The following is a 14,235-nucleotide window of genomic DNA, read 5'->3' as shown; positions in this document are numbered from 1 at the left end:
TGCTCTTTGCCCCACAGGACGCGGCCGGCGCTTTCGTAGCAGGAAGCTCCAACCACTCGTGCTTCTCCCGATTTGTGAATGCGTGTAGCATTTTTTCCCTCTTTTCCTCTTGTGTGAAGTACACGTAGAGAGTATCCTGAAAGCACATTTTCATTTTTCCTGTCTCGTTGCCCAACCGGATCGCACCATATGGTTCGCAGAACCGGGCTTCTCAAGAGAAGCGCGTTTTGGGAACGTAGAGAGGATATGAGGGCGATGAAGATCATTCCGTACTGTTTGTCGCAGGTGTTGTTCTTCGGAATCATTCCGGAGGGCAATATCTTCAGCAAACCGCTGGAGTGCTCAGTTCGTACGGAAGGAAAAGAGAATGAGGTCCTCGAAGCGTTCAAGGTCGGGGTGCGGCTGCGCAAGGGGCTGTTGCTGCGACACCTGCCCGAGCTGCCGTCAGAGGACGGGCCGTGTCCTGAGGATGGAAGAGAAGCCTGAGGAGCGGCGCGGCGGCATCTTCAGGAAGAAGCGCAAGTGAGGTGACTGCCTCATGCCCTCATGGGGCTCCCCTTTCGGGGGGCCCTTCCTCTTTTTTTGAAGGGCAATCTGCTTTTCTGTTATTTGCCCCACAAAATCCTGATCTCTTCTTCGTTGAGGATCTTTTTCTCTTCGATTGATTGGATACGTTCAAGCAGACGGCTCTTTGTCGTGCTGAGTTCCTGAATCTGGCTATCAAGTCGCTGAACCTTCTGTTTATAGAGCTTGAGGAGCCCGGTAATAGCGCTTTGCTTATCTTCGTTGGTGGCGTCCTCGGTCAAGCCGGTGCAGGAAACAAGAATACTTATTTCGTCGATGTTCAGCCCCAGTTTCAGATAGAGCTGGATCAGCCTGACCTGCTCAATAACCCGTTCTTCGTAGTCACGGTAGCCGTTTTCCAATCGTGCGGGGTGAATCAGTCCCTTGTGTTCATAATGGCGGAGCGAACGAATGCTTGCGCCGGTGAAACGAGAAAGCTCGCTGATGCGCATCAATAAAGACCTCCTGGTAACTTCCCTGTAGTGTCAGAGCATGGCCAGACCTCTTGACTATGCCATCAGTGTCATAGTTTATACTACCCCATGAAAAATGAAACTTGCTTTTCAGCAATAATTCCAAGTGGAAAGAGGAATTGACTTATGACTGCACAGTTCTCAGAACGAGCACAAGCGTATCTTCAGGAGCCCAATATTGCGGTATTAAGCACACTCAACGAAGATGGAAGCTCACAGCTCACTCCGGTCTGGTATCTACTCGAAGATGATGGAACAATTATACTGAATACGCAGAAGCATTTACGGAAGGCGAAGAATATGTTTCGTGATGCACGCGTCGCGCTTTGTATACAGGACGGAATGCGCTATGTCACTATCAACGGAATAGTCGAGATCTCCCAGGATCGAGCCAGGGTCCAGGATGAGCTTGCCCGACTGATCGCACGTTATATTGATAGGGAGGAGACACGTCAACAATATAGAGAGATATTCGGTCGGCAAGATCGCATCTCACTTCACTTCCAACCTATCAATGTGATCGAGTCTTTGTAAGGGTTGGTGCCTGCTCTCTTCTGCTTGCTCTGTTGTATGATACTGGATACAGTATTTCATCAAGAATAGAACAAGTTTCATGTAGAAGAGAGGAAAGGAATGTCAGTACCATCTCTTGAAGCGATAACGACAGGTTTGATTGAGCAACTCCAGTCTGAGCAGAAGGAGCTGCGTCTGCTGATTCTGCGACGGATCAGTCAGGGGGGGCCAGTATCGAAAGCCCAACTTGCCAGCGAGCTTCATATCAGCGAGGATGGGCTTGAGAAGCGGTTGCATCAATTGCCGGACACCGAGTATAACGAGAATGGCGATGTGGTCGGATGGGGCGTGACACTGGTCCCGACGCGACATCACTTTCAGGTGAACGGGAAGCAACTCTATACATGGTGTGCCTTTGATACGGTGCTCTTTCCGCCTTGCCTGGGTCAGGAGGCACATGTTCTATCACATTGCCCCACGACGGGCGAGCCGATCAGTTTTGTGGCCTCACCCTCGGGAGCAATTCGCGATCTTTCGCCCACCACAAGCATTCTTGCGCTGCTTATTGCCTTCGATCAGAACCGCGTTCGTCAGACGTTCTGCGAAAATGCGCTCTTCTTCTCGTCAGAGCGTGCGGCGACGCCCTATCTTGCAACTCATCCGAACGCGGTGTTGCTCTCACTCGAACAGGCATCACAGGTCGGGCAACAGGTAGCTGCTGCTTGCTTTGGTATCAAGAAATAGATGAATGTGCAGCGGAGAGGCTCACTGCCTCCCGCTTTCTTTTTTGTTGGAAAAGAGAATGACTCTTCCGCTCTAAAGCGGGGACATATCGCTGTCGATGAGCTCTGAACTGACAGTATACTAAAAAGAAATGATGGTCCGAGCTGCTCATCCTGTTGATGAGCAGGTGTCACGGGGGGCTTGTACTCATCCAGAGGTTGGACTGGACGGCTTCTGGATCGAGGGTAATACTGTTGAGCTGTCATAGCATCGTCCGTTTGGTGAGCCGAGGGAACTCCATGAACTCGCGCTTTTGATGCGGATAAGAGATCCAGCATTGAAACGCGTGTCCTTCTCTGATGTTCTTGTATGCGCGCTGATCGGACACTCAGGAGGCTGCAAGGCGATGAGTAGAGCGTTCACCCGTTTTGGTTTTGGTTGTGAGCATGAGGTCGCCTTTCTCAATCCAGCAGGCCATTTTGCTGATCATGCGAACACGTCCTTTGCAGAAGTAGCTGCGATTATTGCCCGTTTGCCCGTGTATGATGATGATATCGAACAGCTTGTGAACGGGAAGAGTGGCATCAAGCGGAAGCGCTGGTACCTGGAAGGGCAGCGGCGTTTCAGCCCGGACGGACAATTTATCGATTTTCGACCGAAGGGAATCGAGATACGGACAACGATTCACCCCACGATTCAGGGAGCAATCAATGAGCTGAGAATGAGCTTCACGCTGTTGATGCAGCATACACGAGATATCGGATTTGTTCCTGCCCTGACAAGTTTTCACCCCTATAAAGATACGTTCTTCCCAGACCCACCAATGAACGCGTTTGAGCAGGGATTGTATAATAAATCGCCTGAAATGCGTTCATCTGCTATCACGATGCTGACCTATGGCCCCGATTTGAATATCTCGTGTCCTGAGCTTACTCCTGAAGAGGTGCTTGACCGGGGGCGCAAGTTGACGTTCTACAGCCCGTATATCGTCCCGTTCAGCTTTAGCTCTCCCTTTTTTCAAGGCAGGCCGTGGGGAGGGCTCTCGATACGCACCCTGAAGCGGACCGGTATGCGTCCGGCCACGCTTGTTTTTGTAGAGCATACACATGAGCTCATCGACAGCGACCCATCATTGACACAGCTTGCGCGGCTTCCGCGTGAGGTCGGGCGTATTGAGTTCAAGGCGTGTGATAGTAGTGCTGACTTTTCGCTCTATGCTTCCTTGCTTGCGCTGCTCAAGGGCTTGCTCATCGATGAGACGCTTGAGGGCCGGATGACAGTGCCCGATCCGGGCATGCATCAGCTTGCAGCGCGTTCAGGCTTTCAACATCCAGAGATCGAAGAGGGTGCCCGAGCGGTTGTGCGGGCAGCAACCATTGCCCTTGAGCGTGTTGCTGATCCCGACGTGAGTTTGCTGGCTCGGCTGCATGAGCAGGTGCAGCGCAAGATTACCCCTGCCCATGAGCTGCTTCGTCTGTATGAGGATATCGGGAGTATTGAGGAGGCGTTGCGGATTGCCGGTGCCAGTACTGGATAGGCAATATCGAGCATTTTGTATCTCCCTCTGTATCTCCTTTTTCCCCACCTGGGCTGTTTTGCCTGCTATGCTCAGAGGGAAAGGAGGCTGAACTATGGAGATAGGGCGTCGAGTAGATCATCTGTCAATCCTGATTGTGGTCCTCTTTGTGATCATGAGTGGTACACTGGTGTACTGGCAGGTTGATGTTGCGGGAAAGGTGGTTTCCAATCCCCGGAATATGCGCCTCTGCCTGGAAACCAATGTGCCGCTCCGTGGTCGTATCTTTGATCGAAAAGGCGTCTTGCTGGCGGATATGTAGCCCGATGCCAGTTCTCTGTCTGTTGAATAGAGAAATGAGAACCATGATCGCTTTTTGTTGCTGTGTGAGAGGAGATACGGGTGATGCTTTCTCCTCCCTTTTTGAAAGGAAAAGAGGCCGTCGTCCAGGAAAGACGGCGGCTTCCTGAAGCTGTGTGAGCAGGCTATTGAAGCTTGCTCATAGGACAATCGGGAGGGCAGATTGTCTCTTTAATATCGAGGATATCTTTCAGCTTTTTCCGCCCGCGTGAGACCTGCGCTTTGATGGTGCCGGGCGGACACTTGAATTTCAGCGCGATACTGCCGTAGGGGATTCGTAGAACATCATGGTGCTTGAGTACGGTACGATACGGCTCTTCAAGCTCGTTCAGGCGTTCGATATATTCCGGTTTAAGCCAGTGCTGTTGTGACCTCCCTTTCCGAAGTGGACATGATGGACAACAACAGAACGGTTTCGAGATCTGCGTTTGTGAGTTTGCCATGATTTCTCTACCTGCCTTTTGTGACTGCTACAGACAGGGAGCGAGACGCTCTGCCGTAGTGACATGTACGATCCTTCTCAGCCGCTTGCGAGCGATGCTCTGGGAGGCCCGGAGCCTGATACGTTCCGCAGTGGTGGGTGGTGTCAGTTCCGGTTGTCCGGGTAGGTGGGGGACCAGCACTTCCCTGATCGCTTGCTGTATGGCCCTCTTTTGCATGGGTGGTAGGGTCTTCACAGCCTGCATGATGTCGTCAAGCAGTTGTTGCCGCTCGACGCATTCGGCTGGATCGGTTGCCAGCTCACCCGCTGCTGAGAGCAGCTCTCCATCGCATAGCTCGCCTTGCTCGTCAAGCGGAAGGGCGTAGACCAGCTTTCGCCTGCGGAGGTGTTGTATCACCTCATTGTGCACCATCCGCCGGATGTAGGGCTCAAGGCGCTGAATGCTATGGTTTTGCCTGAGGGTGAGCCAGAGCTTGATCAGCACTTCCTGCGCGATGTCCTCTACATCTGGTGCAGGCAAGCGGAACGAGCTCTGATAGAGGGTTCTGCGAATGAATGCCATGTATGACGTCAATTGATCGTCCAGGCAGTCTGTTCTGCTTCTTGCAAGCATAATGCATCTTTCCCTGGAGTCAGGAGAAGAAACGATACCATATGTATCGTTCTCTCCTGCTAGAAACAGCCTACGTTACCGCTTTTTCAATTGACTGCTCTTCTTCTGACGACCAGAGAAGAAGAGGAAGTGCACATTCACACCGAAGGCGGTCTTGCGTCCCTTCTTCTGGCGAAAGGGCAAGATGTCGTGCCACTTGCCGGGAAGCCCCTTCAGAGGCACGCTCTTCGGTTTGCGCTTCTTCTGCTGCTGCAAGAAGAAGGTGCGTCGCAAGTCTGGCAAGGTCTTGAGAAGCAGGGCCAGAAGCATGATCAGTAGAAAGCAACTGACCCAGAAGATCTGCCAGAATGGAGGCAAGACGGTGATAAGCTGGAGCATGTCCATATGCTGCCTCCTTGTCACGTGTAACTGCCGTGTACATGTGTCAGGAGACCAGGGGGAGCTTGCATGGAGATCGTCTGAGAAAAGAATACTCGTTCCTCGTGTATCACTCATGGTCTTACAAGTTATGAGTTCTCTCGCCTGCCAAGCATCGATACTCAATAACTTGTACTTTGCTCACTCTGATCTAATAACAGTATAAATCAATGTTATGCATTTAGACAAGGATATGCAACACTTTTTTGTCTTGAATTGAAGACCCAGTGTTATTTTTAACAGGAATTTCACAATATGAATAGCTTATCGCTTGAGGGAGGCGCACCGGGTGCCTCCGAGCGATAGGGCAGAGGTCAGGGCACCATGTGACGGAAAAGAAAAAAGACTGGCCATTGAGTGAGCAGTGCAACAATGCCCTTCGTCGATGCTTGGCAGGCGAGAGCGAAAAGCATTATTGAGACCATTCGGCCAGTCTTCAAAAGCAGGTAGAGAATGTTGCTTCTACTTAAAGAGATGTTGTTTCGGTGAAAAGATTAAGCCCAAAAAACTATTCAGAAGAGAAAAAACAAAATTCTCTACAAAAAAACAATGCACATCCTCTAGAGAAAACAAAGCGACTATTACAAAACAAAATTGTTTCTTTTTTTATGCTCAGGCATCAGTGAGCTCAATCGGTGCATGCTCGGTCAGGAGCGGCCAGTATTTCCGCTTCATATTGCTGCCTAGCTGTTGCAATTTCTCGTTTATCTCTGCTTTGAGTGGATCGTCTGGTGCGATTGCGTGATAGCAGCCAGTCAGCAGCCGCTTAAGCGGTTCGATGATACGTGTATCGTGTCCTTTCAGAACGGCATGATGCACCAGCGTGATCCATAAGGGAATGTATTGGTGACAGCGCTCGCGCTCAAGCAGGTCCAGTGACATCTGTTCATAGCCAAGATACCCAAGCAGGCTTAACGCGATGGTTCGCGATGTGTCGTCCTTGCGAGACCAGAGGTATTGTGCCCGCTCAAGGAAGCGCTGCCGGATATGTGCATGTGCCCGTTCAACCTCCGTGGGAACCGCGACCCGATACACGATCTCGTCGCGCGGAGCGAAGTCGCCGCGATAGGAGAGCCAATTGTGTGAGCCACTGATATGGAGCTTGCGATCAATGATGACCTCTTTCGCGTGCGAGTTCCCGAGCCACTCGACAATAACCCCGGGTGCACCTTTGAGCGTAGTGATAGCACGCAAGCGCTGTTGCAGGCCGGGGGGGATCGGGCGAGACTCTTTCTGCTCCTCTCGCCCGATGCCATAGCCAATCAGAAAATGTACCCCCTTCTTCACCAGACGCTCGATCAGCGTGAGAAACTCGTCATCAACGACATGCTCATTGATCCAGGGAGAGTAGATAATGATCTCTTCGCGGGCCTGCCGTAGCGCTTGCAGGAAGGCGGGGCGGATCTCAGCGCCACGCCAATGCTGCACCGGAGGAAGCTCCTGTCCTGGTGTGCGGACCTTCTTCTGAAAGCGGGGCAGATTGCGCCGGGGCATCTCTTCTGCCTCCGGTGGACTGCTTGCTTCTTCGGCAACGGTTGGCTGCTCCTCCAGCCCGCAGAGCTCTTTGAGTGCCTGTGCCTTGCGTTCAAGAAGCCAGGTTGCCACAATCGGGATAGAGACGCCTTCTGAGCGAGCAAGAAACGAAAGCGCCTCTGTGGGGTCGTTGCTGTGCTCATCACGAAGCACAAAGATGCCGATGCGCTTCCAGCACAGGTGTGGAGGAGAGAGCGGCTCGATCTCGGTGACCACTTGCCCCTCTTCTGGCCGATGGAGATCAAGGCTGACTTCTTCGAGCAGCTCAGGACTCACATTCCATTCCGTGAACTGCTGAAGGTTCTGCTGGACAAAGGTTTCCAGGTTTTCCAGCGGCTCTTCAGGAGAGACAAACGGGTGTGGCTCGAAAGTGAGCGTATCGAGGAGCGCATCCTGAAGCATATAACGAATAGCCTCATGGCTCTCCTGGGCCCGAGTCTCCAGCAGCAGGGTCTTTCTGCCTTCTTCAGTCAGGGTGATACCGCCTGTATGCTTGCTGAGAAGCTGCCAGGTCAGTAGATCGTTCAAGGTAGTTATGATAAAGATAGGGTCAAGACCCAGGGCCGCGGCTAGCTCCTCGGGTGAAGGCGGCGGCCCGAGCTCTTCATAGGCGCGAAGGACAAACCGTTGCAGCAAGTTCAATTTACTGTGTATTTCATAGGCAACGCGGCACTGAAGCTGCTGTACGGGATAGCGAAACTCGCGTGCGCCCAGGACGGTGATCCCGGGCGACCGTTTCTCGATTTCTTTCGCCTCATCTTGCAAGGCTGGCGCGATCAGTGGTTGCAGGTTAGATTGCAGTGGTGTCAATGAAAGCCCCCCGATGTTTCACTATACTGGCGACGTTGCGATAGCGCTCGACAGCGGTATCGGCGTGTGAGGTGCTACAGAAGAGATCATGGCACCCGACGATCACAAGAAGTTCCTGCGCCCGCGAGAAGGCCACATTGATACGCTCATCCTTTCTCGCGAAGCCGATATCACCCCGACTGTTGTTGCGCACCATGCTAACGATAACAACCGCCCGCTCGATTCCCTGGAAGCGATCAACCGTGCCGACGCGGATGTTGAGAGCGCTAAACCGTGCGCTCTTGCCCCCCTGAGAAACCCCCAGGCTCTCACGCAGGAGGCTGCTTTGTGCGGCATAGAAGGTGATGACCCCGATCTCTTTCGGTGGAGCACCGGTGGCTAGTTTTGGGGCCCAGGCCTGCTGGAATTGCTGGCAGATTGCGGTGATAATCTCGACCTCTCGCTGATTGATGTAGGATGTTCCTACCCGCTCTTCGCTGAAACTATGATACTTGCTCGGGCAGGTGAATACGACCTCTTTGCTGCTCTGGTTGCGTGCTATCAACTGCTGTCCCGTGCGCTCCTGTACAGAGGTCAGCGGAGTCGTGACCCAGACAAGATGTTTGTTTTTGTCGACAAGTGGCACCTCAAGCTGATGGTCACGTTCGAGATCTGGCTGATTGAGGCCACATTCCAGCGGACGTTCATAGAACTGATTGATGGCTGCCATAATGTCAGGATGCATGCGATATTGAATGTGAAGCATGCATTTCTTGCTGGCAGGGGCATCACGATAGAGCCTGGCAAAATAAGATTGATTAAGCTGGTGGTATGTTTGTGGATTCAGCCCGTTTTCTTCGGCCATCTGATCCAGCGTTTTATCATCGATCATTGGTGGCAGCTGGTGCTGATCTCCAATGAGGATAAGCTTTTTGCCGCGAATGGCCGGGAGCAGGATTTCGGGTGGGGTCGCTTTACTGACCTCGTCAATAATAACGGTATCGAATGTGGAGATAGCGCTGAATTCCCGTGATGAGAGTCTGGGAGCCTGCCCGCAGGTGATGCCGACAACATTGGCATTTTTGATGTAGGTCTGCTGAAGCTCTTGCCGGTCATAGGCCGAAATGTTCTGAAGCTCGGCGACCCAGTCCGTAATCAGACGATCGTAGCGCTGCGAGAAGCGTTCTTCGTTGTCGAGCTCCTGTTGCCAGCTAGTAAACTGGTGCTGCATGCTCTGAAGAAAGGGCAGGGCAAAGATGCCCTCTGAAGGCGCTGCGGGCCGGACTTCAGCCGGAATTGACTCCCAGAAGGAGCGCCACCATTGCCGCTCGATCTGGAGACCAGCGGGTTTGCTGCCTGCTGTCTGCTCAAGGCGCACCAGCTCACGCTGAAGAATCTCTTGCTGCTTCTGATGCTGTTTGAGGTCGTCCCGAAGCTGAAGAAGCTGCTGGGGCAGAAGATCATGCGTTTTCTGTAGCTGCTCCCAGAGGGTGTGTACAAGTTGCTCTGCCTGTCTGGTATCGGCAAGCCAGCGCTGTGACACGCTACGGTAGCGTTGCACAAAGTCGGGCGTAGTATCGCGAGTTTGGAGTTGGTCACGGGCCAGCGTGAGTAGCTCCTTTGAAATATCTGATCGAAGACTCAACTGGCGAAGGTGCTCCGCAAGCTCGCTATGGATGTGTTGGAGCGTTTGAGCCAGCACGGGAAGCAACTCACGCTGTGTCTGTTGTTCGCTTCGGAGCTGCTGCACCTGCTGTTCCAGCTCTCTTTTTTGTTGATTGGCTTGCTCAAGCTGTGAACGTATCTGAGAGATGCGCTGCTGTATCTGCCCTTGCAGAGTATCATAGATGTGGTTAGCGATGTTCCTGCAAAAGTGCTGTGTGGCCTCATAGTTGGTGGTGTGAATCAGCTTGATACCGTGCTCAAGTGTGAAGAGCTGGTCTCGCATTTGCCGAAACAGGTCAAAGAGCTTCTGCTGATGTCGCTTTTTGAACATACCCGAGAAGAGGCCCGGGTTCATGATCGTCTCCTGTATCACGTGAAGCGTCTGCGCAAGCTGCTGCACAAGTATGGGCAGGTCTGTACTTTTCGGCGGTGCGCTGGTCGTCACGACGGGCGGGCTATACAGAAGCGCCAGGCTGATTTCGGGGTCGGTAGCAAGCAAGCGGTGATAGTGGTTCTGATAATCTAATTGAGCATAGTAAGCCTGCTCACAGTGTTGTTGATCTCGTAGAAGGGCTTGAATTCGGCGCTGGATTGTCTGCGCGGCGCTCTGCCATTTCGCAAACAGAGGCTTGCTATCATATTTCTTCATGGTCGCTATGAGCCGTCCCGGGAAGAGCGACGGGATGTTGAGCAGGCCAGAAGAGGGGACACGTGGCTGTGTCTCGTTTGCAATGTAGGTTTGAATAGCTGTTTCGAGTGAATAGCGCGAAAAGAGGTGCAGTTCCTGTAGCGCCTGCTGCATCTCATTGAGGGGACGCCTGTGTTGTTGCAAGGTTTGCTGGCTCTTTTGGATCTGCTCATTCAATTGTTGGATTTTGGTCTCGAATTGCTGGATTGTGGCAGTTACCTGTTCCCGCTGGTTGTCGGTGAGCTGCCAGCGCGTGATAATTGCATCGATCGCGCTGAGGAGCGAGCGGCTTTCTTCCCATGCATCGCGCTGGACAAAAACGTGCTGTCGGAGCTGAATGACGCTCTGTAGCAGGCTGGTGACGGGAGGCATGGGCATGAGCCGCTGTAGGAGCTGCATCCCCTCGTTGACGCTCTGGATAAAATGCTGCTTGCTTCCCGTGCGAGCGATATAAGGGAGTGCGTTGCGGGAAATGCTGGCAAGATCCTGTACATATCTGCCCGCAAGGAGAGAGGCAAGCGCTTGCTGGACAGCTTGTGCGTTTCGTTCCGCCTCAACTTCTTCCTCAATCAGGAATGAAGTCGCTTTCAACTCCTGTTTGACCTTCTCATACTGCGAGCGCCATTTCTGGTACTGTTTCTGATATCGCTCCTCTTCCTGATAATAGCGAGTGAAGCGCTTATGCCCGCTCAGGAGCCGTTTGAAAAGGGCGATGTTCTGCTTGCGCTTCTCCTGCTTCGTCTGGCAATCGCTGGCCGTGTTGTGAAGCCAGGTGGTGATGACCTGTTCCTCGGTGAAATCCCGTCCCTCGTCTTCAACTGAATCCGGGTTGCCCTTGCGTAGAGCGCGAATGCTGGGGTGATGGCTGATACGACCGAGCGCGTTATCTACTGCCAGATTCGATTGTGAGGCGATCAGCGTGCGCCCGCCGCGTAGCGCCTCCTGATAGCAAATTTCGGCGATTACGGTCGTTTTGCCGGTTCCTGGTGGTCCCTGGATGAGCAAGAGATCAGGTGTTGCAAGAGCCATCTCGATCGCGGTTCGTTGCCCGCTGTTGCAGGTCCCCGAGAGCAGGTCGGAAGGAAGCAAGCGCTGAATTGCCGGGATATCTCCGGCCTCGCGCGCATTGAAGAAGAAGTCAGCCAGGCGCGGATTGACGGTTTTCCCCTGTTTGAGATCCTCAAGCGCTTCCTGCTGGCGGCTGATCTGTTGCATATCGCCACGGGCATCGAAATAGAGATACCCATTTGGGGGCAACGCATAGGAGCCTTTTTGCAAGCGGCGAACAAGCGAGGGATCAAGGCTGATGACAAGTGCGTTCTCGTCTGCCTTGAATTGCTCAATGGTCCCGAGATCCTGGCCATAATGTTTGCGAGGGCTCGGGGTATTGGGAAGCGAGTCAAGCCGCTTGAGGCGCTCTTTGCGCGAGTTCCGAATGCGCATGACAAACTCAGCAGGATCAAGGCTGGTCCCACTACTGTCGACGGCGCTGGCGGCATCCAGAAAGAAGGTCACACGCGACGAACCGTCTCGATAGGTGTGGTTGGTATATGCAACGCTATAATGTCGCTTTTTGATCAGCTCTTTCTGGAAATTCAGCAGTGCTTCCCATCCCTGAAGCTGGTTCACATCGAGCTCCGGGCGCTCTCGAATGGGGAGGGCACGGAGGCGTGCGAGGAATGCTGTATCAATCCCTCGATAGTCGGGCAAGGAGGGAACAAGCTGAACAAGAGCAGGCAATGAGGCATGATTCTGGACTCCCTCCTCCTCCCGGGGGAGCGTGATCTTACGAATTTGCAGCCTGTGCTTCGTTGTACCGACTACGTTGACAAAGAGGCGAAGGGTCCTTTTACCCAGAGCCTCAGGAAAGTTGTCACTATCAGTTGCAAGTGTCAGCTCCCAGGCCTCATGCTCCGCTTGCTTGCTCTCCTGAGTGCGGCGTACATACCACTTATACGCTTTCTGTCCGACGAGCCGTACCAGCATTTTTTCTCCGAGCGTGTGAATTTTGGTCCGAAGCTCTGGCGTGCGCTGATTCTGTTTCCACTGGTGGACAAGCTCCTTCTCGCTGTCACTACCAAGCAGACGAAGGATATCACGAGCAGCCTCATCCCAGAGCTGATAGAGCCATTCCATATGGTGCGTTGGTGGTTCCGCAGCCAGAGGCATGGGGACTGGTGTGGGAAGCGGTGGCTGAATCTGCCCGCTGATCGGAATCGTCTTTGTCTCGGTCTCGCCCTGTAGCCGGATTGCGCCATTGAGAATGGTGCCGGGCGGCTTCCCGTGCGTCTCAAAGGAGAGCGATAGTGTATGGGAGCCGGGAGCAATGCGGATCGGGAACACGCTCAGTCCCGGAACGGTCGTCGAGAGCGTACACTGCTCTTTGACCTCGATCTGGACGGTGCGTGTCTGCTGGCTCTCGGCGGGTACGGGGCCGAAATCGATACCGTTCACGGGTAGTTGCCACTCCGCGTCAAGCCAGGTTGCACCTTCCGCAGCCCCACCAAGCACGGTGACGTAGCGGAGTTCGTAGGGATGCCCTGCGGCCTGAATCAGCGGTTCGTCATAGCTTTCGCGCGAGCGTTGCAGGAGCATGTTTTCCAGCCGCACACCGGGAACCTGAATATGCAAGAGCGGTTCATCAACGGTGTAAAGCCTGGTGGCTGCCCCGGCACCGATCAGGCGGAGCCGTTTCGAGATGGTGAACGGACCGCGATAGTCGCCCGGGTCCAGTTGCACCGTGAGATTATCAGGGAGGTATGGAAGCACGCCCGCAATGGTGTCGGGATTGACCCGGGTGTTGACACGCATTTTTTCGATAGCGCTATGCAAGGCACGCTTGAAATCAATCGGGCTCTGGTAGCGCTTCTCTGGCTCCTTTTCCAGCATTTTGAGCACGACCTGTTCCACTTCTTCGCTCAGAGCCGGGTTGAAGCTGCGCAGTGGTGGTGGCTGCTTGTTACAATGGGCATCTCTTAGCTGGAACCAATTGTTCCCGGTAAAAGGAAGATGCCGGGTAAGGAGTTGATAGGCGATGACCCCCAGACTATAGAGGTCACTGCTGTAGTCGGGTTGACCGTTGAAGTGCTCGGGAGCCATGTAGAGCGGGGTGCCCGCGTTGTCGTCCGGGGCTGCCTGAAAGGTATGATGGAGCGCGACATCAAGAAATTTCGCCAGACCAAAATCACCGATGACGATGCGTCCCTGCTTGTCGCGTAAGATGTTGTGTGGTTTGAGGTCACGGTGAATAACCTGGCGTTGATGTGCATAATGGAGCCCTGTTGCTATCTGTCCGATGATATCATCAACCTCCTCGATGGGAAGCGGTCCGGTTGTTTTCTTCAGCAGGGAGTTCAGATCACCTCCATCGATGTAGTCCATAACAAGATAAATCTGCTCCTCTTCGATTGTGAAGGTTTGCAGGCGGACAATATTGCGGTGATCCAGCTCGTTGAGGACGTGCGCTTCACGCTTGAGGAATTCGGCGAGATCCTTTGCCTGGCTATTTTTATGGACGACTTTTACACAGGCAACTCTTTTCAGGTGGCGATGGCGGGCCCGGTAGACTGCACCAAACCCGCCCTGTCCTATCTTCTCTTCGATAATATAGTCGCTGACGATGCGCCCGGAAAGATCGGTAGGATTGGTCATTACGCTCTCCGATAAGGTGTTGTTCTCCCGTGAGACACCCTCATTTCTGGCAGGCAAGAAGCACCCGTTATCCCCCTGTTTTGTGTTGCTCTTCAGAAATGCTGAAAGAGATAGAGTAGAGATGCGGTACGCGCGTTCGTTCAGTATGGGCGCGCTTTACGGGTTAGAGCTTCTGTGAGGGTTGGAAGCTTTAGTGTATGAGAAATATATCTCTTCTGTCGGTTACGGAAAATACTCTGTTTATGATACTATAACCCTATTTGTGTATCATTGCAATGAGTTCTTGGT

11 protein-coding genes are annotated in these 14,235 nt (G+C 53.2%); 5 read left to right on the top strand and 6 right to left on the bottom strand.

Going from position 1 to position 14,235, the window contains the following annotated elements; translation table 11 throughout:
* Nucleotides 1-255: 255 nt before the first annotated feature.
* Entirely contained in the window at nucleotides 256-486 is a 231-nt protein-coding gene (locus tag EI42_RS05490; RefSeq protein WP_111319682.1) for a hypothetical protein, read from the top strand.
* Between the two features lie 119 nt (nucleotides 487-605).
* Here EI42_RS05490 and EI42_RS05485 read toward each other — a convergent pair whose 3' ends face one another.
* A complete protein-coding gene (locus tag EI42_RS05485; protein ID WP_111319680.1) occupies nucleotides 606-1,016 on the bottom strand; it encodes a MerR family transcriptional regulator in 411 nt (136 codons plus the stop codon).
* Between the two features lie 147 nt (nucleotides 1,017-1,163).
* On the opposite strand from EI42_RS05485, the gene EI42_RS05480 reads away from it, so the two are divergent.
* From EI42_RS05480 to EI42_RS05465, 4 genes are all read left to right on the top strand, one after another.
* Nucleotides 1,164-1,571 (top strand): pyridoxamine 5'-phosphate oxidase family protein, encoded by a 408-nt coding sequence (locus EI42_RS05480; protein ID WP_111319679.1) that lies wholly within the window; start codon nucleotides 1,164-1,166, stop codon nucleotides 1,569-1,571.
* 99 nt (nucleotides 1,572-1,670) lie between these two features.
* Entirely contained in the window at nucleotides 1,671-2,294 is a 624-nt protein-coding gene (gene merB, locus EI42_RS05475) for an alkylmercury lyase MerB (protein WP_111319677.1), read from the top strand.
* A gap of 385 nt (nucleotides 2,295-2,679) precedes the next feature.
* Nucleotides 2,680-3,810, top strand: a complete 1,131-nt coding sequence (locus EI42_RS05470; RefSeq protein WP_111319675.1) for a glutamate--cysteine ligase — start codon at nucleotides 2,680-2,682, stop codon at nucleotides 3,808-3,810.
* A gap of 94 nt (nucleotides 3,811-3,904) precedes the next feature.
* Nucleotides 3,905-4,111 carry a hypothetical protein gene (locus EI42_RS05465; RefSeq protein WP_111319673.1) on the top strand — a complete coding sequence of 69 codons (207 nt, stop codon included), beginning with the start codon at nucleotides 3,905-3,907 and terminating at the stop codon, nucleotides 4,109-4,111.
* A gap of 163 nt (nucleotides 4,112-4,274) precedes the next feature.
* Here the strand turns inward: EI42_RS05465 and EI42_RS05460 are convergent, their stop codons facing one another.
* The 5 genes from EI42_RS05460 to EI42_RS05440 form a co-directional block, all read right to left on the bottom strand.
* On the bottom strand, nucleotides 4,275-4,592 hold the full coding sequence (locus tag EI42_RS05460) for an RNA polymerase sigma factor (protein ID WP_111319671.1): 318 nt from the start codon (nucleotides 4,590-4,592) through the stop codon (nucleotides 4,275-4,277).
* Between the two features lie 27 nt (nucleotides 4,593-4,619).
* Nucleotides 4,620-5,204 carry an RNA polymerase sigma factor gene (locus EI42_RS05455; protein ID WP_111319669.1) on the bottom strand — a complete coding sequence of 195 codons (585 nt, stop codon included), beginning with the start codon at nucleotides 5,202-5,204 and terminating at the stop codon, nucleotides 4,620-4,622.
* 75 nt (nucleotides 5,205-5,279) lie between these two features.
* On the bottom strand, nucleotides 5,280-5,588 hold the full coding sequence (locus EI42_RS05450) for a hypothetical protein (protein WP_111319667.1): 309 nt from the start codon (nucleotides 5,586-5,588) through the stop codon (nucleotides 5,280-5,282).
* 645 nt (nucleotides 5,589-6,233) lie between these two features.
* Nucleotides 6,234-7,964, bottom strand: a complete 1,731-nt coding sequence (locus tag EI42_RS05445) for a phospholipase D-like domain-containing protein (protein WP_111319665.1) — start codon at nucleotides 7,962-7,964, stop codon at nucleotides 6,234-6,236.
* Nucleotides 7,945-13,947, bottom strand: coding sequence for a protein kinase domain-containing protein (locus EI42_RS05440; protein WP_111319663.1), 6,003 nt, complete (start codon nucleotides 13,945-13,947; stop codon nucleotides 7,945-7,947). Before EI42_RS05440 ends, EI42_RS05445 begins: the two co-directional genes overlap by 20 nt.
* Nucleotides 13,948-14,235 lie beyond the last annotated feature (288 nt).

This window comes from Thermosporothrix hazakensis (assembly GCF_003253565.1).
In the GTDB taxonomy this organism is placed as follows: Bacteria; Chloroflexota; Ktedonobacteria; order Ktedonobacterales; family Ktedonobacteraceae; genus Thermosporothrix; species Thermosporothrix hazakensis.
Note: the sequence above shows the minus strand (reverse complement) of the source record. Positions and strands in the feature narration are given on the sequence as shown.